This window comes from Peribacillus sp. NPDC055009 (genome assembly GCF_053608705.1).
Map to the genome: position 1 here is coordinate 376,661 of NZ_JBSGVZ010000002.1, position 20,137 is coordinate 396,797.

Annotated in this window: 21 protein-coding genes; all 21 read right to left on the minus strand. The window is 42.8% G+C overall.

Annotated features, from left to right (window positions below; translation table 11 throughout):
* Positions 1 to 7: 7 nt before the first annotated feature.
* The 21 genes from spoIID to atpF all read right to left on the minus strand — a co-directional run bounded on the left by spoIID (position 8) and on the right by atpF (position 20,108).
* A complete protein-coding gene (gene spoIID / locus ACWF5P_RS05590) occupies positions 8 to 1,045 on the minus strand; it encodes a stage II sporulation protein D (RefSeq protein ID WP_230176120.1) in 1,038 nt (345 codons plus the stop codon).
* A gap of 205 nt (positions 1,046 to 1,250) precedes the next feature.
* Positions 1,251 to 2,552, minus strand: a complete 1,302-nt coding sequence (murA, locus tag ACWF5P_RS05595; RefSeq protein WP_098371638.1) for a UDP-N-acetylglucosamine 1-carboxyvinyltransferase — start codon at positions 2,550 to 2,552, stop codon at positions 1,251 to 1,253.
* A 32-nt stretch (positions 2,553 to 2,584) separates the two neighbouring features.
* Positions 2,585 to 3,334, minus strand: coding sequence for a YwmB family TATA-box binding protein (locus ACWF5P_RS05600; protein WP_230176119.1), 750 nt, complete (start codon positions 3,332 to 3,334; stop codon positions 2,585 to 2,587).
* Positions 3,335 to 3,492: 158 nt separating this feature from the next.
* Positions 3,493 to 3,735, minus strand: a complete 243-nt coding sequence (locus ACWF5P_RS05605) for a DUF1146 family protein (RefSeq protein WP_101223821.1) — start codon at positions 3,733 to 3,735, stop codon at positions 3,493 to 3,495.
* A gap of 149 nt (positions 3,736 to 3,884) precedes the next feature.
* Positions 3,885 to 5,411 (minus strand): NADH-quinone oxidoreductase subunit NuoN, encoded by a 1,527-nt coding sequence (gene nuoN, locus ACWF5P_RS05610; RefSeq protein WP_101223822.1) that lies wholly within the window; start codon positions 5,409 to 5,411, stop codon positions 3,885 to 3,887.
* A gap of 3 nt (positions 5,412 to 5,414) precedes the next feature.
* Positions 5,415 to 6,938 (minus strand): complex I subunit 4 family protein, encoded by a 1,524-nt coding sequence (locus tag ACWF5P_RS05615; RefSeq protein ID WP_452444700.1) that lies wholly within the window; start codon positions 6,936 to 6,938, stop codon positions 5,415 to 5,417.
* Complete coding sequence (gene nuoL / locus ACWF5P_RS05620) at positions 6,935 to 8,806, minus strand: NADH-quinone oxidoreductase subunit L (protein WP_452444701.1); 1,872 nt, start codon at positions 8,804 to 8,806, stop codon at positions 6,935 to 6,937. Before nuoL ends, ACWF5P_RS05615 begins: the two co-directional genes overlap by 4 nt.
* A gap of 34 nt (positions 8,807 to 8,840) precedes the next feature.
* Positions 8,841 to 9,155 carry an NADH-quinone oxidoreductase subunit NuoK gene (gene nuoK / locus ACWF5P_RS05625; protein WP_101223825.1) on the minus strand — a complete coding sequence of 105 codons (315 nt, stop codon included), beginning with the start codon at positions 9,153 to 9,155 and terminating at the stop codon, positions 8,841 to 8,843.
* Positions 9,152 to 9,670 (minus strand): NADH-quinone oxidoreductase subunit J, encoded by a 519-nt coding sequence (locus ACWF5P_RS05630; protein ID WP_101223826.1) that lies wholly within the window; start codon positions 9,668 to 9,670, stop codon positions 9,152 to 9,154. The genes nuoK and ACWF5P_RS05630 overlap by 4 nt, the downstream gene beginning before the upstream one ends.
* Positions 9,667 to 10,086 carry an NADH-quinone oxidoreductase subunit NuoI gene (gene nuoI / locus ACWF5P_RS05635; RefSeq protein WP_101223827.1) on the minus strand — a complete coding sequence of 140 codons (420 nt, stop codon included), beginning with the start codon at positions 10,084 to 10,086 and terminating at the stop codon, positions 9,667 to 9,669. Before nuoI ends, ACWF5P_RS05630 begins: the two co-directional genes overlap by 4 nt.
* 33 nt (positions 10,087 to 10,119) lie before the next feature.
* Positions 10,120 to 11,127 carry an NADH-quinone oxidoreductase subunit NuoH gene (nuoH, locus tag ACWF5P_RS05640; RefSeq protein WP_427573438.1) on the minus strand — a complete coding sequence of 336 codons (1,008 nt, stop codon included), beginning with the start codon at positions 11,125 to 11,127 and terminating at the stop codon, positions 10,120 to 10,122.
* Positions 11,128 to 12,225: an NADH-quinone oxidoreductase subunit D gene (locus tag ACWF5P_RS05645; RefSeq protein WP_452444702.1), complete on the minus strand. Its 1,098-nt coding sequence runs from the start codon at positions 12,223 to 12,225 to the stop codon at positions 11,128 to 11,130.
* 5 nt (positions 12,226 to 12,230) lie between these two features.
* Positions 12,231 to 13,487 (minus strand): NADH-quinone oxidoreductase subunit C, encoded by a 1,257-nt coding sequence (locus tag ACWF5P_RS05650; protein WP_452444703.1) that lies wholly within the window; start codon positions 13,485 to 13,487, stop codon positions 12,231 to 12,233.
* Positions 13,488 to 13,964 carry a NuoB/complex I 20 kDa subunit family protein gene (locus ACWF5P_RS05655; RefSeq protein WP_170946902.1) on the minus strand — a complete coding sequence of 159 codons (477 nt, stop codon included), beginning with the start codon at positions 13,962 to 13,964 and terminating at the stop codon, positions 13,488 to 13,490.
* A 26-nt stretch (positions 13,965 to 13,990) separates the two neighbouring features.
* The gene (locus ACWF5P_RS05660) at positions 13,991 to 14,365 is read right to left on the minus strand and encodes an NADH-quinone oxidoreductase subunit A (RefSeq protein WP_076368347.1); all 375 of its coding nucleotides are present in this window, start codon (positions 14,363 to 14,365) and stop codon (positions 13,991 to 13,993) included.
* Between the two features lie 345 nt (positions 14,366 to 14,710).
* Complete coding sequence (locus tag ACWF5P_RS05665) at positions 14,711 to 15,112, minus strand: F0F1 ATP synthase subunit epsilon (RefSeq protein ID WP_048685840.1); 402 nt, start codon at positions 15,110 to 15,112, stop codon at positions 14,711 to 14,713.
* 25 nt (positions 15,113 to 15,137) lie between these two features.
* A complete protein-coding gene (gene atpD, locus ACWF5P_RS05670) occupies positions 15,138 to 16,535 on the minus strand; it encodes a F0F1 ATP synthase subunit beta (protein WP_101223832.1) in 1,398 nt (465 codons plus the stop codon).
* Positions 16,536 to 16,622: 87 nt separating this feature from the next.
* On the minus strand, positions 16,623 to 17,483 hold the full coding sequence (locus ACWF5P_RS05675; RefSeq protein WP_101223833.1) for a F0F1 ATP synthase subunit gamma: 861 nt from the start codon (positions 17,481 to 17,483) through the stop codon (positions 16,623 to 16,625).
* Between the two features lie 37 nt (positions 17,484 to 17,520).
* Positions 17,521 to 19,029 carry a F0F1 ATP synthase subunit alpha gene (atpA, locus tag ACWF5P_RS05680; RefSeq protein WP_048685849.1) on the minus strand — a complete coding sequence of 503 codons (1,509 nt, stop codon included), beginning with the start codon at positions 19,027 to 19,029 and terminating at the stop codon, positions 17,521 to 17,523.
* A gap of 24 nt (positions 19,030 to 19,053) precedes the next feature.
* Entirely contained in the window at positions 19,054 to 19,590 is a 537-nt protein-coding gene (locus ACWF5P_RS05685; protein ID WP_434168145.1) for a F0F1 ATP synthase subunit delta, read from the minus strand.
* Positions 19,587 to 20,108 carry a F0F1 ATP synthase subunit B gene (gene atpF, locus ACWF5P_RS05690; protein WP_048685855.1) on the minus strand — a complete coding sequence of 174 codons (522 nt, stop codon included), beginning with the start codon at positions 20,106 to 20,108 and terminating at the stop codon, positions 19,587 to 19,589. Before atpF ends, ACWF5P_RS05685 begins: the two co-directional genes overlap by 4 nt.
* Positions 20,109 to 20,137: the final 29 nt, after the last annotated feature.

Below are 20,137 nucleotides of genomic sequence, written 5' to 3' on the forward strand. Positions count from 1 at the left end.
CCATCTCTCATTTTTTTGCCGTCATCGTATTCAGCCACTTACTTGAAGACTGAACTTTGACGCCTTTATAATAATATTTAACGATGTCTTCATAGGTTTTTCCTTCCCTGGCCATGCCATTAGCACCGTACTGGCTCATTCCAACTCCGTGTCCGGATCCTTTTGTCGTGATGACAATCTGGTTGCCTTGACGCTCCCAGTCAAAATCGGACGATGTCAGCCCGAGCTTCTCACGAATCTGTTTTCCTGTCATTTTCTTTCCTCCGATTTCCACTACACCTACGCGATTACCCGATGTTCTTTCAATGACAGTCCCTATAGATGTTCCCGAAGAAAGACTTACACCCAGCTTTTTTTCAAAATCTGCAGTATCGACAACAACTTTATTATAAAATTTTGGTGATTCTTCTTTATCCCATGGACTGGATACACTTTTTAAATAGGGAAATTCAGCTTGCCAATAGTCCTCTGAATTCTCCGTATAGCCATTGCTGGTCGAAAAAAAAGTGGCAGTAATCGGTTTTCCTTCATAGGTTAAGATTTGACCGGCCGTTTCCTTTATAGCCTTGTTGATTTTTTGCATCTTCGATTTATAATCAGAGCCCCACTGTTTTTTCAGCTCATCATTATTCTTATAAACTTGGTGCATGACCGTATCGCTTACATCGGCACCTTCAGGCAAGCCTAATCGACTTTCGCTTATGAGCTGATTGACAATGTAGGTTCTCGCTGTCAATGCTTGTGCCTTCAGCGCTTCTTCTTCAAAATCTGCTGGCATTTCAGCTGCAACCACACCAGTCAAGTACGATTCAATCGGCAGTTTTTCAATCTTTTTTGCAGATGTGCGGTAAACGGCAACTTCTACGGAACTCATTTCATTTGCAGCTACCTCTTTACCCTCATTCTTCACTTTCTTTTCCAACTCTTCGGTCAATTGCCCACTTGTCTTTTCATTTGAAAATGGAAGCACAAGCACTGCTGGAATCATGATAATTACGAATGCTACTGCTATGAATAGTACGATCATCGGTTTGATTGCTTTCAAATTCCTGAGCCTCCCTACACTTGTTTTCTCTGCCGTAAATCGCATTCAGCAGGTATCATCTTTACATAACAAATGTATGTCGAAGGACAAGCTTTTATGAATAGAAAAACGACAACTATTTAACTGTAGGCGATGAACCAGGAACAAGACAAAAAAAACCATTCACGGTTCAATGACTCGAACGTGAATGGTTTCATAAGCTAACTTATGCGTTTAAATCTGCGATTTTTTTTGTTTCAGCAGGTACATCTTCGTTAATACGTTCCACATCAGCACCTAGAGATGCCAATTTACCATGGAAATTCACGTACCCTCTGTCAAGATGCTTCAATTCTGTAACACGTGTAATGCCATCTGCAACCAATCCAGTCAGGATGAGCGCTGCCGCGGCACGTAAATCTGTTGCAGCTACTTCAGCACCTTGAATGTTAGTTGGTCCGTTAACGATAACGGAACGACCTTCTATTTTAATATTGGCATTCATGCGACGGAATTCTTCAACATGCATAAAACGGTTTTCGAAAACGGTCTCCGTAATCATGCTTGTTCCTTCAGCACGAAGTAGTAATGCCATCATTTGCGATTGCATATCAGTCGGGAAACCAGGATGTGGCATTGTTTTGATATCAATGGCCTTCAAGGTTTTTGGACCGATAACGCGTAATCCATCTTCTTCTTCAAGAATTTCAACACCCATTTCCTCCATTTTGGCAATAAGGGAAGTAAGGTGTTCAGGTACAGCTCCTTGAACAAGAACATTTCCGCCAGTAAGAGCGGCCGCAGTCATGAATGTACCAGCTTCGATACGGTCAGGTATAATCGTATGTTCAGTGCCATATAATTTATCGACACCTTCGATTCTCATCGTACCAGTACCGGCACCTCTGACTTTGGCACCCATTTTATTAAGGAGATTCGCAAGATCTACAATTTCAGGCTCTTTGGCCACATTTTCAAGAATAGTTATACCTTCAGCAAGTGTTGCTGCCATCATGATGTTTTCAGTGGCACCCACACTCGGGAAGTCAAGATACACTCTTGCACCCTTAAGTCTGCCTTCAACCTCGGCATCAATGAAACCATTGCCGACCTTCACTTTTGCTCCCATCGCTTCAAAGCCCTTTAAATGCTGGTCGATAGGACGTGATCCGATGGCACAGCCACCAGGAAGAGCAACGCGGGCCCGGCCATTCCTTGCTAGTAATGAGCCCATCACTAAAACGGAAGCTCTCATTTTGCGTACATATTCAAATGGTGCTTCTTCTAATAACTCTCTTGATGCATCTACAGTTACTTGATTGTCATGAAAGGCAACATCTGCATTTAAGTTGCGCAATACTTCATTGATTGTATATACATCGGAGAGCGTAGGAACATCTTTAATGATACTTTTCCCATCACTTGCTAATAATGTTGCAGCGATAACTGGCAAAACGGCGTTTTTAGCACCTTCTACTTTAACTGTCCCGCTAAGCCTTTTTCCGCCGCGGACGATGATTTTTTCCAAAAGTATTCCCCTCCGCGTCCATTTTCTCTATATTAATATTCAAACGTTATGATTGGTGTGCCAACTACAAAGTTCGTTCGGTCACCCAATCCTTCTGTCCGTAGCCCAAACTGCAAATTTAATTTTTCTTTTGTCAAAGGTTGTTTAAACAATGTTGAATGTGCAGATATAGATGTAAAGTTTGTTTCATGCACACTCTCAATTTCCCTTGCTTGGAACATATCTAACAGGTCTTCAGTTTTAGAGCTTAAAACCGAATCCATATTATCATTGATAGACCCTTTAATACAAGAAAAAATTGAAGGAGTTCCTATAAATAGGTCATTCACCCTGTTTTGGAACGTAGCAGTAAAAAATGCCGCATTGGCTTTCTTCCACTTTTTCCCCTCCACTTCGTAAATAACATAGGTAACTTTATCAAATTTCTCTTCCGTTGTCATTATTTTGATAGACTCGGTCAGACCTGAATCGACATTGTAAGTTAACGCCTCTGCCTTCCAGCCGGAAGCATCATCTTTCCGGTGCCATTGAAATTGAGGGTATTTTCGTTTTAAAGCTGTAACTTCGTTTTCAAACTCTTGTTTAGTTGTAATCTCTTTATTTATTTCTCTAGTGAGTACAGACCAATCGCCTATGTCTAAATCTTTATCTTTTTGTAACAGTCCCACCAATTTAACTATATCTGGTTTGCTTTCTGCCACAATCGTACTATTCCCTATTAAAATCACCATCAAACCGAGAAATACTATGTATGATAACATTTTTTTGTTTAAATTAAACATGTTAAATCCCTCCCCTTTTACACATTCTTTCCATAAGGAGAGAGATCATACTTCGAGTTTTCCGACAATTGGTGACAACTTCCCCTTATACTGGCAGGAAGCAAAAGCGAATACAAGAGTAGAATCATATTTTGCTATAAGAAAATTCTTACAGCATATCAGTCATTACTAAACATATACGGAAGTTGATTTGCAAATCCCAGGTAGTCGAGGAAGAAATTACTTACAACTGAACCGATGGCAACCGTTAATAAAATATATAAAACCCTTGCCTTGATGACAGAATTGGATCTTAATATTTTATCAAAATGTAATGCCTGGAGAGCCCACCAGGTAACTGCGATGAAAAACAAGTGTGCAATTATTCCTGTTAAAGCCTGCTGTCCCATTGCTGAAAACATGTACATACCTCCTAAAAGACACCCGAATTCTATTCTAACACAAAACCCCTTCATATTTGGAATTTAAAAGGAAGAATTGCAAAATATCTTTTTAAAACTGTAAATAGAGGCTTGATCCAATGGAACAAGCCTCTGATACAGGCATTATATCATTTACTTGAAATAAAGTCTGTAAATTCGCCAAATTGATCATGAATAAAATCAAAGGCAATATTGGGCGCCACCCCGAAAAGTATGGTGCCTATTACGCAAATGATCAACACAATGTAAAGACCCGGACGGATTTTAATGACCTTCTCTGAATGAATCGGTCGGAAAAAGACCTGAACCAATAAGCCGAAATAATACACATAGGATACAATGGTACCTGCAATCATGATTCCCGCAAGGACAAAATGTCCAGGCTCCGTTATGAATGTTCCAAGAAAAATATTAAGTTTGCCAATGAAACCTGTCGTACCAGGGATTCCAGCAAGCGACAGGATAAATACGGTGAATGCCATGGCAAGATAAGGTGATTTCCTCCCCATTCCTGCAAGAATGCTAATATCTTCTGACCCACTTTGGCTGGATAGAAGCTGAATGACTGCGAATATACCGATATTCATTAATACATAAGCCATCAGGTAAAACCAGACAGTATCCAGGAGAAAATATCCCCCGCCCAATGTGGCCACTGCTACAAGCAGGTAACCCGCATGGGCGATGCTTGAATAAGCGAATAATCGTTTTAAATTTTGCTGCCTTAACGCAACCACATTTCCAATGATGATCGTCAGGCCCGCCAACGAAGCTATATAGATATTATTTTTTTCCAAAAAGTCGAGCGCTCCGAACGTATCACCGGAAGCTGTTAGGAACAATGAGAGAAAAATGCGCAGGATGATGACGAAACCCGCCATTTTCGAAATTACACTCAAGAAGGCTGCGACCGGTGTCGGTGCCCCCTCGTACACATCCGGCGCCCACATATGAAATGGAGCGGCAGCTATCTTGAAGGCTATACCTACAAACACCATGAAGAAAGCGAGGCCCATGATGTATTGCAGCTGTCCGTCCGTCATCGCAGCCATCGTCCGGCTCATTTCGCCTAGATTGACGGAACCGGTCACTCCATATAAATAGCTCATCCCAAATAAAGTGATCGCTGTGGAAATGCCTCCGTTTATTACATACTTCATGGACGCTTCGTTGGACTTCCGATCATGCTTGCGTATTCCGACCAATATATAAGATGAAAGTGAAAGCAGTTCCAGTCCAACGAACAGCGTTATCAAATCACCGCTTGAGGACATGACCATCGCTCCAAGCAAAGCGGTCAGGAACAGATAATAAAATTCCCCCCGGTGCTCCCGCAGCCCCTCTTGCGGTTCATATCCTTCAGCCAGAAGGATGATTAGGGCCGCTCCTAATAACAGCAGCAGCTTAAAAGCTTTTGCAAATGAATCCAAACGAAACGTATCGGATAAGATACTGACTGTCTCAAAGGATAGCAGGCTAATCAGTGACAAACATGCCAAAATGATTCCGGTTAGCGCGAGCCATGCCAGTTTTCTCCGATTAAAGTGCTTTGGCCAGAATAAATCCAATATCGAAAGAATCATGGTTGTTCCAAGGATGATGAATTCTGGCATCATCGCTCCCCAATCATAAGAAAGCATCGTGTTCCAATCCATCCTTCATCGCCCCCCTAGAGCAAGCATCATGGCTTCAATCGTTCCTTGAAGAGGCCCGCCTAACAAATTTGGGTATACCCCAACAGATATTATCAAAGCGAGAAGAACCAACGCGGGAAAAAACTCCCAGCCCCTTAGGTCCCATTTCTCTTTTTCTATCAAACTATCATTTTTCCCGAAAGTCATCTGCATGACCGCCCTCAATACATAAACAGCTGTTAAAACCAGCCCGATCACCCCAATTGCCGCAAGCAACGGCTGACTCTTGAATAAGCCAAGAAATACCATGAATTCACTGATGAAGCCCGACATGCCAGGCAAACCGAGTGAAGCCATCCCGCAAGCTAACATAAACCCTGAAAAAATCGGCATCGACTTGGCCAGCCCCCCAAGCTTAGGAAGCATCGTGGTTCCCGTACGCTCATACAACACTCCCACCAAGAAAAACAACAAAGCAGCAATTAGCCCGTGTGAGATGACTTGAAAAATAGCTCCCTGAATGCCCGCTTCATTCAAGGCTCCCAGCCCCATCATGACGATACCCATATGTGAGATTGATGAGTAGGCTAAAACGAGCTTGAAATCCGTTTGTACCAAAGCTAGAAATGCACCATATAAAAAACTGAGGACCCCAAATAGGACAATGGTAAAGGCCAAGCTTTTATATTGTTCAGGAAATATCCCCATTCCAAACCGGATGATTCCGTACGCCCCTATTTTCAATAGGACACCCGCATGTATCATGACTATGGATGGAGGTGCTTCTGCATGGACCCGCACCATCCAGCTGTGAAAGGGAAAGACGGGCAGCTTTATCGCAAATGCTACGAGAAAGGCGAGACATAAACCATATTTCATCGAACCGGATATTGGTGCAAAAAGTGAAACACCGCCCATTGTCATCATCTGTGTCAATGCTGCAATGTTGGTCGTACCCGTCCTGGCAAACAAAATCAAAATAGCCACTAATAAAACAGCCGAACCAATGCCATTATAAATCAGAAAACTATAAGAAGCTTTCTCCCTCTCCAGGAAGCCCCATCTGCCAATTAAAAAGAAAGCAGGAATCAAAGTCATTTCAAAAAAGATGAAAAAAAGGATTAAATTTTCTGCGGTGAAGACACCAAGCATCCCAATCTCCAGGATCAAAAATAACAAATAATACCCTTTCCATTCCTTTTTTATATAAATGGATGCGATTGCGGCCAGTGTTGAAATGATTGTTGTCAGTAATATGAAGATGAGACTTAATCCATCCAGCCCCAACTCAAAGTCAACCGTGAAGAGCTTGGGATCATACATCTCCAAATTCCCAAACCTGATCCAATTCAACTTAATGTCAAATAAGGATAGGCCCACACCCGAATAATATTGACTGCATAGAAAGAACGATATGAAAAGAGGAGGCAGTGTTCCGAAAAAGCCAAATTGTTTAATCGTCCTTCCCTCTTTTTTCGGCATGAGGGCAACCATCACTATGCCCAGCAGCGGTGAAAACACTAAAAGCGAGAGCAAATAGACATTCATCTTAGATACCCCCCAGTTACTGCAAAAATCACCAACAGTACCGCAAGTCCCAGAAAGGCTATCATGCCATATTGCTGTACCTGTCCTGTTTGCAGTTTAGACCCTATTTTTCCTAATGCTTCTATCGAACTTGTTACAGTGGAAACCAGGCCGCCGACAATGAACCTTTCCATATAAGATAGGAATATACTAAAGCCCTTGACTGCATAGCCTGCAGTGTAATAGTAAATCTCATCAATATAATACTTATTTTCCAAAACCCGATATACCCCGGAGTTTTCTTTGACAAGCCAGTCCCGAGGTAACTTCTTTTTAGCGTATATCATATAAGCAAGGTATATCCCGGCCAGCGATACAAGCACGGCCAGCAACATTATCCAAACGGGTCCCTCACTATGGCTGGCGCCTAGAGCAGCTTCATTTCCCTCCACAAGCCACTCCCCAAGGAAAGTTCCAAACCACGGTGTTTGGATATACCCGCCAATTACAGCAAGCAAAGCCAATGCGAGCATGGGAATTAGCATGATGGAAGGTGATTCCTTGACCTGTTTTACTTGACTGCGCGAATCGCCTGCAAACATCATGAAAAACAGCCGGAACATATAAAAAGCAGTTAAAAAGGAGGTAACCACCGCTAGACCAAACAATATATAACTACCATTCTCCCAGGCTGCCATTAGAATTTCATCTTTACTGAAAAAACCTGAGAGTAACGGAAACCCCGATATCGCCAACGTGCCAGTCAAGAACAGCGGCCCAGTCCAATTCAACTTACCCCATAGGCCGCCCATCTTTTCCATATCCTGTGTATGTATAGCGTGAATAACACTGCCTGCTGCCAAAAACAGCAATGCTTTAAAAAAGGCATGGGTCATTAAATGGAACACCCCGGCCACATATCCCGAAGTACCCAAAGCAAGCATCATAAAGCCAAGCTGAGAGATTGTCGAATATGCCAATACACGCTTAACATCCTTTTGCACGATGGCAATGCTTGCGGCGAATATGGCTGTAATTCCACCTGTTATCGCTACGACCTGCATCGCAGCAAAACTTGCCATGAATAGCGGAAACATGGCCGCCACCAGGTAAACCCCTGCAGCAACCATGGTTGCTGCATGTATCAATGCGGAAACCGGAGTCGGTCCTTCCATTGCATCCGGAAGCCACGTGTGAAGAGGAAATTGTCCAGACTTCCCAACCGCTCCGATAAAAATCAAAATAGCGATTAAAGTCAGTTTTTCGCTTGATATCATGCCCGATTGAACGGCTTGAAAGATCTCTCCATATTCAAAGCTGCCTGTTTCCCAGAATAGCAGAATGATGCCGATTAAGAGCCCTACATCCCCAATCCTGGTCATGATGAATGCCTTCTTCGCTGCAGCCTTAGCTTCATGTTTATAAAAGTAAAACCCAATGAGCAGGAAAGAACCCACCCCGACCAATTCCCAGAAGATATAAAGTTGTAATAAATTGGGTGCCATGACAAGTCCAAGCATGGCAAAGGTGAAGAAGCCCAGATAAGCATAAAAAATGGAGAATCGCACTTCACCCTTCATATACCCCTTCGAATATATCTGGACAAGCAGGCTGACAAGGGAAACGACCACAAGCATCAAGGCATTAAGCTGATTGATTTCGAATCCAGCTGAAAGTTGCGTCCCCCCGAAGGAAAGCCAATCTATCGATATATTATAAGTAGGTTCTTTAAATCGTTCCATCAGGACGAGCAACGATAAAACAAACGAAGCCAATGTACATATTATTCCTATAAATGCCCCTCGTTCCCGCAACCGCCCGCCTGATAGAAGCAGAACCAGAAACGTGACGAGTGGAAAGACCGGTATGAGCCATGCGTACTCCATCATCGTATCAAATCCCCTTCTTCATTTATATAAACCTTCAATTCTTCATAATTTCCATTTCATCGACATTGACCGTCTTCCGATTGCGATAAAGGGACATTAGTATAGCCAGCCCTACAGCCGCCTCGGCCGCAGCGATCGTAATCGTGAATAAGGAAAAAACTTGACCCGTAATGGATGGTGTTACCCCCAATTTACTGAAGGCAACTAAATTGATATTTGCAGCGTTCAGCATCAGCTCGATTGAAATCAAAACAATGACCGCATTTCTTTTCGTCAAGGCACCATACAGCCCTATACAAAATAAAACGAGTGCCAATACAAGGTAAGCCGACAAGGGAACTCCCGTCATGATCGATCTCCCTCCTCATCATCTTTTTTAGCCAATACGATGGCACCGACTAAAGCAACAAGCAGGAGTACCGACATCACTTCAAATGGAATTACATATTTTGAAAAAAGTTCGATTCCTATTTGCTTTGTATTTTCCTCATGCAAGGCCGTTGGCTGTACAGGTATATCAAGATTATAAATCCCCAGATACACCGCCACGGCAAATCCAGCAATCGCCGCCAGCAAGGAGAAATTCCCCCAGCCCCCTTTAGCGGGTGCATCATTTTCTTGGTGTTTTGTCAGCATAATCCCGAATAGCATCACGATCGTAATAGCCCCTGAATAAATAAGGATTTGAACAATGGCGACAAACTCGGCCGAAAGCAACATATAAATGCCTGCAATGCCCAAGAAAGTAAAAACAAGTGCAATTACCATGTGCACCACTTTTGTTAAGGTAATCAGCAGCACCCCGCCTACTATCGAGACGAGTGCCAAACCAATGAAGGCAATTAATTCACCCGACAAACTCATACTTTATTCACCTTCCGGACATTTTCATCATTTTCATCCAGCCACTCCAGATTTTTAAATAGATGATCACGGCTATATTCGGCCAGCTCGAATTGATTCGTCATCACGATTGCTTCTGTAGGGCAGACCTCCGTACATAAATCACATAAAATGCAAATCTCGAAATTGATGTCATACGTATCGATGATTTTCCCTTTTTTCGACGGGTCCGGATGCTTCTTACCTGTTAATTGAATACAATCCGTTGGGCAAATCGTCACGCACTGATTGCATACAATACATTTTTCAGGATAGAATTTCTGGATTCCGCGGAATCGGTCAGGAAGTGGAAGCGGCTCATTCGGGTAGTCATAGGTCACTTTTTTCCTCGTCAAGTTCTTTAATGTATAGGTTAAACCTTTTGCTAAACCAAGCATATAAATCCCTCGCTTTCCGACCAGCTTAAGTTTCTAAAAAAGGTTAATCAATTCTTTTATAAGTGCCGTCAAAAATATATTAGCCAATGCAACCGGAAGCAGCACCTTCCATCCGAATTCCATCAATTGATCGGCCCTTATACGAGGAAAGGTTACACGAATCCAGACCAATACATAGAATACGGCACTGAACTTCAGACCGAACCAGATGGCTGCCGGAATAAAATCCAAAAACGGAATAGAATTCCATCCCCCTAAAAATAATACAGTGGTTAGCGTTGCCATTGCAAACATATACACATATTCAGATAACATAAAGAAGGCCCAGCGAAATCCAGAGTATTCAACATGATAGCCTGCAACAAGTTCGGATTCCGCTTCCGGAAGGTCAAAAGGAACCCTGTTCAACTCGGCAACCGATGCAATGAAAAACACGATGAACGCAATCGGCTGAAGAAAAATGAACCAAACCCTTTCCTGGGCTGCAACTATATCATTCAAGTTTAAACTGCCTGTTAGGAGGACGATTCCCACTAGTGACATCACCAATGGGATTTCATAAGATATCATTTGCGCGGCTGCCCTCATTCCGCCAATCAAAGAATATTTATTATTGGATGCCCAACCCGCAGTGACGATGCCGATGGTCGATATGCCGGAAATTGCCATATAATAAAGCAGTCCGACACCTATATCCGCAAATTGGAAGGCATCGGTGAACGGCAAGGTGGCAAGGACCATGAAAGCAGGAGCAAAAGCAATTACCGGAGCTAAAATATATAACGGCTTATCAGCTTTTTTGGGTATCGTATCTTCCTTGATCAGAAGTTTCAAAACATCGGCAACGGTCTGCAAGAGACCCCATTTCCCCCCAATTTGGTTTGGGCCGACACGCATCTGCATGAATCCCATGATTTTTCGCTCTGAAAGGATTCCATAGGTTACAAACCCTAATACGACGAACAGGAGCAGGACTGCCAAACCAAAAAAAATGCCAAAATTCAGCAGGCTTGGAGCGGAGTGGAGAAGGTCCTTGATCATTTATCCATCCACCTCCCCTAAAACGATATCGATTGCACCTAATATCGTTATCAAGTTCGCCATATTTTCCCCTTCCAATAATTTCGGAAGAATTTGCAGATTATAAAATGAAGGTCTGCGAAATTTCAAACGGTATGGCTCCTTTTTCCCTTCACTCGCGATATAACAGCCTATTTCCCCTCTTGGCGATTCAATTCTGACAAATGCTTCACCCTTAGGAACCTTTATTATTTTAGGGACCTTAGCGAGGATAGGCCCTTCTGGAAATTGCTCAACCGCCTGCTCGATGATTTTCAGTGATTCCTCGATTTCTTCCATTCTACAGTGATAGCGAGAAAAGGCATCACCCTCTTCCCTTGTAGGAACATCAAATGTGAACCTGTCGTAAATGGAATATGGCTCATTTTTTCGTAAATCCCATTTCACACCTGTACATCTTAAGTTGGCACCGCTAAGCGAATACTGCAGGGCTTCTTCCTTCGTATAGATGCCCACCCCCTTAACCCGATTAACAAAGATTTCATTCCCTGTCACAAGCTCATGGTAACCGGTAAGCTGCTCCCTCATATAAGGGACAAACTCGGCAACCTTCGCAATCCAGTCTTCAGGAGCATCCCATTTCACGCCTCCAACACGCATATAATTGAATGTAAGGCGTGCCCCTGACAATTCAGTCAATAAATTAACGATCATTTCACGTTCTCGAAAGGCGTATAGGAAAGGGCTCGTCGCACCTATATCCAGCAAGTATGTACCCCACCAGACAAGGTGGCTTGCAACTCTGCCCAATTCCATTGCGATAACCCGCAAATATTCTGCCCTTTCGGGGATCTCCACCCCCATCATTGTCTCAACAGCATGGCAAAGCACATAATTATTTGTCATTGCCGCTAGATAATCGAGCCGATCGGTATATGGGATTATTTGTGTATATTGCAGATTTTCCGCTAATTTTTCCGTACCGCGATGCAGATACCCAATAACAGGTGTAGCCTCTTTTATAATTTCACCGTCAATCTTGATGACAAGCCGAAAAACACCATGTGTACTCGGATGCTGCGGCCCGACATTGAGAAGCATTTCTTCCGTCCTTAACATTGGGCTTACACCTCCACATCATAAGGCTGATAATCTTTTCTAAGGGGATACCCTTTCCAATCATCACCAAGTAAAATCCGTTTTAGATCAGGGTGTTCATAAAAGTTAATCCCTAATAAATCATATGCCTCACATTCTGGCCAATTTGCTCCTGACCATAATGAGACCAAAGATGGAATAACGGGAGATTCCCTATCAAGCTTCACTTTCAAGGCAACTGATTGGTTCATTTTAAATGAATGTAAATGTACATAAATTTCCATATGGGATTCAAAATCCGTACCATGAAGTTCCGATAAATACGAAAAGTCAAGCTGTTCATCGTATCGCATAAATTTTGCTATTGAGAAATATGTATCCGGATTAGCCACTAAAGTGGGTACATCTTTTGATAATCTATTAATATAGTGCTCTAATAATGCCCCTTGTCCTAAATGGCTTTCAATAGCAGAAACAATTTGATCGAGTTTTGACTGATTTGGGGAAAGCTCGTTAGGGATGATAACTTCTTCACTTTCCTTTACAGCAGTCCTGTTCTTTGCAGCAGCAGCAGCTTTCGCTTTGGCCGCCGCTTCTGCCTTCGCCTTGGCCGCTGCCGCTGCCTTTTGCTTCGCTACATCCATTTCGCCTTCCGGTTTTTCAGTCGCATCCTCTTTCGACCGTTTTCGGGCCAATGCTGCTGCTTTCGCCTTGGCCGCCGCTGCCGCCTTTTGCTTCGCTATATCCATTTCATCTTCCGGCTTCTCCGCACTTTCAGCTTTCGCCTGTTTTCGGGCCAATGCTGCCGCTTTCGCCTTGGCCGCTGCCGCCGCCTTTTGCTTCGCTACATCCATTTCGCCTTCCGGTTTTTCAGTCGCATCCTCTTTCGCCTGTTTTCGGGCCAATGCTGCTGCTTTCGCTTTGGCCGCCGCTGCCACCTTTTGCTTCGCTATATCCATTTCATCTTCCGGCTTCTCCGCAGCTTCTTCTTTCGCCCGCTTTCGGGCCAATGCTGCCGCTTTCGCCTTGGCCGCTGCCGCCGCCTTTTGCTTCGCTATATCCATTTCATCTTCCGGCTTCTCCGCAGCTTCATCTTTCGCCCGCTTTCGGGCCAAAGCTACAGCCTTCGCTTTGGCAGCTGCCGCTGCCTTTTGCTTCGCAATATCCGTTTCATCTTCTGCATCCGCACTTTCAGCTTTCGCCTGTTTTCGGGCCAAAGCTACAGCCTTCGCCTTGGCCGCTGCCGCTGCCTTCTGTTTCGCTAAGTCTTCCTTTTCACTCATCTATATCACCCGCTTTCCGGTTTTCGCCTCGTAACGGATTTTTTCTTTTAACTTATTGATTCCATAAATAAGTGCGGCTGGGTTTGGGGGACAACCCGGTATATATACATCGACAGGTACAATTTGATCTACCCCTTTGACCACTGAGTATGAGTGAACATAAGGCCCCCCAGCAGTTGCACAGGATCCCATTGCAATTACCCATTTAGGTTCTGGCATTTGTTCATATAATCTACTTATTATTGGAGCCATTTTTTTCGTTACAGTTCCTGAAACAATCATGACATCCGATTGCCTGGGTGATGTCCGAAAAAATGAACCGAATCGGTCCAAATCATAATGTGATGAGCCGACACCCATCATTTCAATTGCACAGCATGCCAAACCGAAAGTCATTGGCCAGAGTGAGTTACTTCTAGCCCAGCCTTTTATTTGTTCAAGTGTGGATAAAAAAATACTGTGTCGCATTTCTTCCATTTCTGCGGGGGTAAGTTCATCCAATTTCAATTCCACTTTAACACCTTCTTTTTCCAAGCGTAGATTAGCCCGAGCATAAGGATCAGGACGAAAAACAGCATTTCAATCAATGCAAACAGTCCGAGTTCATCATAAGCGACCGCCCATGGGTAAAGAAAAACCGTTTCCACATCAAATATGACGAACATCAATCCGAAAAGATAATACCTGACATTGAATTGAACCCTCGAATCCTGAAAAGGTTCGATTCCACTTTCATAAGTCGTATATTTCATATCTGTCGGTTTATAAGGCCTTAGCAGTCTACCAAGAAATAAAGCAATCACAGGCAATAAAATGCCGAGACAAAGGAAAACAAATACAATTAAATAATTATTTTGGTAAATATGCAGCTGTCCCATGTTCATCTCCCTTTATGGATAAATCATGTTAAATGGGTTCAATTTAGATTTGCTTGTCTTCTTTTTGGATACCTTTTAAATATTATGCAGGGTGACATTCTTTTAGAAGCAACGTGAAAGGAGGGGGTATGAAGCAATAATTGTAAGCGTATACATTATAACATTAGGCTAAAAGCATGTCGACGAGTTAAGGATTAAAATGGAAAATACTTTACTCAATAATTCGACTTTTTTTTCATCCTACAACCTTTTTTATTAAAATTACTATCCTCAAAAACCTTTTGGTAAAAAAAAACACCTAATCTTACCACGAATGGCTCGATCAGGTGTTTTCATCAATTAAAGTTATCGCATTTCTGCAATTTGGATTCGGTTGATGGCACGTTTAAGCGCTAAATTAGCTCTTTTGGCATCATTTGATCCATCATTGTTCTGCAATCTTTGTTCAGCACGGGCTTTTGCTGCTTGAGCACGTGCAAGATCGATAGTTTCAGCTCTTTCAGCAGATTGAGCCAAAATGGTTACCACATCAGGGCGAACTTCTAAGAAGCCACCATTTACAGCTACATAGTCTGTGTTGCTTCCATTTTTAAGACGGACAGCACCAATGGTAAGCGGGGCTACAGTTGGAACGTGTCCAGCCATGATTCCCAGCTCACCGCTTTTAGCTTTAGTGCTTACCATTTCAACTTCTGCATCATATACTGGGCCATCGGGAGTAACAACATTGACTTTAATGGTCTTCATTTCATTCCCTCCTAGGTCCCTTTAATTAAGCCATTTCTTTTGCTTTAGCAATAACTTCTTCGATGCGGCCAACTAGACGGAAAGCATCTTCAGGAAGTTCGTCATATTTTCCAGCTAGGATATCTTTGAATCCTTGGACTGTTTCTTTAACTGGTACATAAGATCCTTTTTGACCAGTGAATTGTTCAGCCACGTGGAAGTTTTGTGACAAGAAGTTTTGAATTCTACGAGCACGGGCAACGATTACTTTTTCGTCTTCGCTTAGTTCGTCCATACCCAAGATGGCAATAATATCTTGAAGTTCTTTATATTTCTGTAAAGTTGATTGCACTTGACGAGCAACTTTATAGTGCTCAGCGCCAACGACTTCTGGGCTAAGGGCACGAGAAGAAGACGCCAATGGATCAACTGCAGGGTAAATACCCATTTCAGAAAGCTTACGCTCAAGGTTAGTTGTAGCATCCAAGTGAGCGAAAGTTGTAGCTGGAGCCGGATCCGTATAGTCATCGGCAGGTACATAGATCGCTTGAATGGATGTAACAGAACCTTTATTTGTTGAAGTGATACGTTCTTGTAATTGACCCATTTCAGTAGCAAGCGTTGGTTGGTAACCAACCGCTGAAGGCATACGTCCTAGTAGGGCGGAAACCTCAGAACCTGCTTGTGTGAAACGGAAGATGTTATCGATGAAGAAAAGAACATCTTGTCCTTGTTCGTCACGGAAATATTCAGCCATTGTCAAACCGCTTAGGGCAACACGCATACGTGCACCTGGTGGCTCGTTCATTTGTCCGAATACCATCGCCGTTTTCTTAATAACACCAGAATCAGTCATCTCGTAGAAAAGGTCATTCCCTTCACGAGTACGCTCACCTACACCAGCGAATACCGAGATACCGCCGTGCTCTTGTGCGATGTTATTGATAAGTTCTTGAATAAGTACAGTTTTACCAACACCGGCTCCACCGAAGAGACCGATCTTACCACCTTTGATGTAAGGTGCAAGTAAATCTACTACTTTAATACCCGTTTCAAGAATTTCAACTGATGTTGATAATTCCTCGAAAGTTGGTGCTTGTCTGTGAATTGGATCACGACGCACCTCTGCTGTAAGTGGTTCAAATAGGTCAATGTTTTCCCCTAATACGTTGAAAACACGACCTAGAGTAACTTCACCTACAGGTACTGAAATTGGAGCTCCTGTATCAACAGTCTCTGCACCACGAGTTAAACCATCAGTGGAAGACATTGCTACAGTACGAACTGTATTATCACCTAGTTGAAGGGCCACTTCAAGAGTTAGTCCTGTACCAGACGCTGTATTTTCGATTCTTAACGCGTTATAGATCTTAGGAAGTTGTCCGTCTTCGAATTTCACGTCAACAACCGGACCCATAACTTGAGTAACGCGTCCTATATTCATCGTTTTCCCTCCTAACGTTGCTTATAACGACTATCGAGTTTATGGAACGGCCAAGCTTCGTCCGGGCCGACCGCCCCTTTAATGATTTTATTCTAAAGCTGCTGCACCGCCGACAATCTCTGTAATTTCTTGAGTGATCGCTGCCTGACGTGCACGGTTATATTGTAATGAAAGTGAGTCGATCAACTCTTTTGCATTATCGGTCGCATTTTTCATTGCAGTCATACGTGCAGAGTGCTCACTTGCTTTACCATCTAATAAAGCACCATAAATCAAACTTTCTGCGTATTGAGGCAGTAATACCTCAAGAATTTCTTCTGCATTCGGTTCAAATTCATAAGAAGTCAATGTTGCATTGGAAGTATTGAAGTCAGCTAACGGAAGGACTTGCTTTTCCGTTACATCCTGCTGGATTGGGCTGACATAATGGTTATAGTACATATAAAGCTCATCACACAGCTCATTCAGATATAAATTCACTGTCGATTTTGCAAGGGAGCTAATGTCAGCGAAAGACGGCTGATCAGGAACCCCAATTACTTCAAGCTCTACGTGCATGTTACGGCTGACAAAGAAATCACGGCCAACCCTTCCGATTGCGATAATGACGAACTCATCATTGGATTTATGGCGTTCAAGAATAGTTTTATGAACGTGGCGAAGGATGCTACTATTGTAAGCCCCAGCCAATCCACGGTCCGATGTGATTACCAAGTAACCGGTTTTCTTAACTGGACGTGAAGTAAGCATTGGATGAGATGCATCCGTGCTTCCGTTCGCAATACTAGATACCACTTCTTGAATTTTTTCCATATATGGAACATATGCTTTAGCATTAGCTTCTGCACGGTTCATTTTAGAAGCAGATACCATCTGCATCGCTTTTGTAATTTGACTCGTCTTTTTCGTTGAAGTAATCCGAGACTTAATATCGCGTAAAGAGGCCATTCATTCTCACCACCCTTTATAAATTAGTTAGACCTTATTATTCAGAAATAACGAAGTTCTTTTTGAATTCGTTAATTGCAGCAACGATAGCAGCGTCTTCAGGAAGACCTTTTGTTGTGCGAATGTGATCTAATAATTCCGGATGAGAACGATCTAGGAACACATAGTACTCTTCTTCAAAACGAAGGATATCCGATACTGGAATATCATCTAAATGACCTTTAGTCAATGCATAGAAAATCATGACTTGTTTTTCTACTTTGATCGGTTTGTTTAGATCTTGCTTAAGGACTTCAACTGTACGGGCACCACGGTTAAGTTTTGCTTGTGTAGCAGCATCCAAATCAGAACCGAATTGAGAGAATGCCTCCAATTCACGGTATGAAGCCAAGTCAAGACGTAATGTACCGGCAACTTTTTTCATCGCTTTAATTTGTGCAGATCCACCAACACGGGATACGGATAGACCAGCGTTAATCGCAGGACGTACACCTGAGAAGAACAAATCGGATTGCAAGAAGATTTGTCCATCAGTGATGGAAATTACGTTTGTTGGAATGTAAGCAGAGATGTCGCCTGCTTGTGTTTCAACAAACGGAAGCGCAGTGATCGAACCGGCACCTAAAGTGTCATTCAATTTTGCTGCACGCTCAAGTAAACGGGAGTGCAAGTAGAATACATCCCCTGGGAATGCTTCACGACCTGGAGGACGGCGAAGTAGCAAGGAAAGTTCACGGTATGCAGATGCTTGCTTAGAAAGATCATCGTAAACCACAAGAACGTGCTTGCCAGCGAACATGAACTCTTCACCCATAGTCACACCAGCATATGGAGCTAGGTATAAAAGTGGTGCTGGTTGAGAAGCTGATGCAGATACAACGATTGTGTAATCCAAAGCACCATTTTTACGTAGCGTTTCAACAGTTCCACGAACCGTAGATTCTTTTTGACCGATAGCCACATAGATACAGATCATATCTTGGTCAGCTTGGTTAAGAATTGTATCGATCGCAACTGATGTTTTACCAGTTTGACGGTCACCAATGATCAACTCACGTTGTCCACGACCGATTGGAACTAATGCATCGATTGCTTTAATACCTGTTTGTAAAGGTTCATGTACCGATTTACGGTCCATTACACCTGTTGCAGGGCTTTCGATTGGACGAGTTTTTGTCGTAGCGATCGGGCCTAGGCCATCTAAAGGCTGTCCAAGCGGATTCACGACACGTCCGATTAATTCTTCTCCAACTGGCACTTCCATGATGCGGCCAGTACGGCGTACTTCACTGCCTTCTTTAATGTCTCTGAATGGTCCAAGAATAACAACACCCACGTTATTTTGCTCAAGGTTTTGTGCTAATCCCATTGAACCATTGGAAAATTCTAAGAGCTCCCCAGACATTGCATTATCTAAACCATGAACGCGTGCGATACCATCACCAACAGTGATAACCGTACCAACATCGCTTACTTTAATTTCCGACTGATAGTTTTCAATCTGCTTTTTAATCAGCGCACTGATTTCTTCAGCTTTGATGCTCATGAATTTCACCCCTATCTGTGAATATTAACCTAATAGTTGTTTGCTAAGGCGATCTAACTTACCGCTAATCGTCCCGTCATAAATGCGGTTACCGATTTGTAATTTGATGCCGCCAAGGATATTGCTATCCGTAATATTAGTAATGCGTAAATTTCTTTTGCCTATTTTCGCTGCAAAAGATGAAGACACAGCTTCCACTTCCGTTTCAGTCAATGGACGTACTGTATAGACCGTTGCATCAGCTACTGAGTTTTCTTCATTCGCAAGTTCAATGAACTCTTGTGCCATTGCTGTCACCTCATCTGTACGATGACGCTCCACCATTAACATCACAGTGTTTTGAACGGAAGAAGAAAGGCTTGCAAATGCATTTGCAATCAAAGCGGCTTTTGCATCTTTAGTCATTTTAGGATGAGCCAGAAAGCTTAATAGCTCATTATCTTTTGTAAAAACTTCATTCACTATGCGAAGCTCTTCTTCAAGTTGGTTAATGAGATTTTGCTCTTTCGCAATTTGGAAAAGGGCAACGGCATAACGCTTTGCTACTGTTATATCGCTCATTTCCCTTCTCCTGCCTCTTGAATGTAGTCATTAATCAATTGCTCTTGATCTGCTTCGGATAATTCTTTTTCTATTACTTTAGAAGCAATAAGTACGGATAAAGATGCCACTTGCTCGCGTAATGCCGTAATGGCTTTTTCTTTTTCCTGTACGATTTCGCGCTTAGCTGTTTCTTTGACGCGTTCTGCTTCAAGACGTGCTTGATTCACGATTTCTTCACGCTGTGCTTCACCTTGAAGTTTCGCGTTTTCTATAAGTTGTCCCGCTTCAGTGCGAGATTGTTTTACGATTTCACGTTGTTCTTCTAAATATTTAAGTGCTTCTTGTCTGCTAGCTTCAGCTGCTTGAATTTCATTTGCAACATGTTCTTCACGTTGAGTCATGATGCCCATTAGAGGACCCCATGCAAATTTCTTCAGCAACGCTAACAAAATGATAAACATTACTAATTGGTATAACATGTCTCCGCCATTAAAGCCATGAGACGTTGACCCAAGTACAAAGCTGCTTGTTAACACGCTTGGTTCACTCCCTTCACGAGTTTCAC

Bases quoted from the DNA above. Each gene is read 5' to 3' on its own strand.
- ACWF5P_RS05685 (WP_434168145.1), bottom strand. From the start codon at position 19,590: ATGAGCGATATAACAGTAGCAAAGCGTTATGCCGTTGCCCTTTTCCAA.
- nuoL (WP_452444701.1), bottom strand. From the start codon at position 8,806: ATGATGGAGTACGCATGGCTCATACCGGTCTTTCCACTCGTCACGTTT.
- nuoH (WP_427573438.1), bottom strand. From the start codon at position 11,127: ATGATCAAGGACCTTCTCCACTCCGCTCCAAGCCTGCTGAATTTTGGC.
- ACWF5P_RS05675 (WP_101223833.1), bottom strand. From the start codon at position 17,483: ATGGCCTCTTTACGCGATATTAAGTCTCGGATTACTTCAACGAAAAAG.
- ACWF5P_RS05630 (WP_101223826.1), bottom strand. From the start codon at position 9,670: ATGAGTTTGTCGGGTGAATTAATTGCCTTCATTGGTTTGGCACTCGTC.
- atpA (WP_048685849.1), bottom strand. From the start codon at position 19,029: ATGAGCATCAAAGCTGAAGAAATCAGTGCGCTGATTAAAAAGCAGATT.
- nuoK (WP_101223825.1), bottom strand. From the start codon at position 9,155: ATGACGGGAGTTCCCTTGTCGGCTTACCTTGTATTGGCACTCGTTTTA.
- ACWF5P_RS05665 (WP_048685840.1), bottom strand. From the start codon at position 15,112: ATGAAGACCATTAAAGTCAATGTTGTTACTCCCGATGGCCCAGTATAT.
- ACWF5P_RS05605 (WP_101223821.1), bottom strand. From the start codon at position 3,735: ATGTTTTCAGCAATGGGACAGCAGGCTTTAACAGGAATAATTGCACAC.
- ACWF5P_RS05650 (WP_452444703.1), bottom strand. From the start codon at position 13,487: ATGAGTGAAAAGGAAGACTTAGCGAAACAGAAGGCAGCGGCAGCGGCC.
- atpD (WP_101223832.1), bottom strand. From the start codon at position 16,535: ATGAATATAGGACGCGTTACTCAAGTTATGGGTCCGGTTGTTGACGTG.
- ACWF5P_RS05645 (WP_452444702.1), bottom strand. From the start codon at position 12,225: ATGTTAAGGACGGAAGAAATGCTTCTCAATGTCGGGCCGCAGCATCCG.
- ACWF5P_RS05615 (WP_452444700.1), bottom strand. From the start codon at position 6,938: ATGAATGTCTATTTGCTCTCGCTTTTAGTGTTTTCACCGCTGCTGGGC.
- nuoI (WP_101223827.1), bottom strand. From the start codon at position 10,086: ATGCTTGGTTTAGCAAAAGGTTTAACCTATACATTAAAGAACTTGACG.
- ACWF5P_RS05660 (WP_076368347.1), bottom strand. From the start codon at position 14,365: ATGGGACAGCTGCATATTTACCAAAATAATTATTTAATTGTATTTGTT.
- ACWF5P_RS05600 (WP_230176119.1), bottom strand. From the start codon at position 3,334: ATGTTTAATTTAAACAAAAAAATGTTATCATACATAGTATTTCTCGGT.
- nuoN (WP_101223822.1), bottom strand. From the start codon at position 5,411: ATGGATTGGAACACGATGCTTTCTTATGATTGGGGAGCGATGATGCCA.
- ACWF5P_RS05655 (WP_170946902.1), bottom strand. From the start codon at position 13,964: ATGGAAGAAATGCGACACAGTATTTTTTTATCCACACTTGAACAAATA.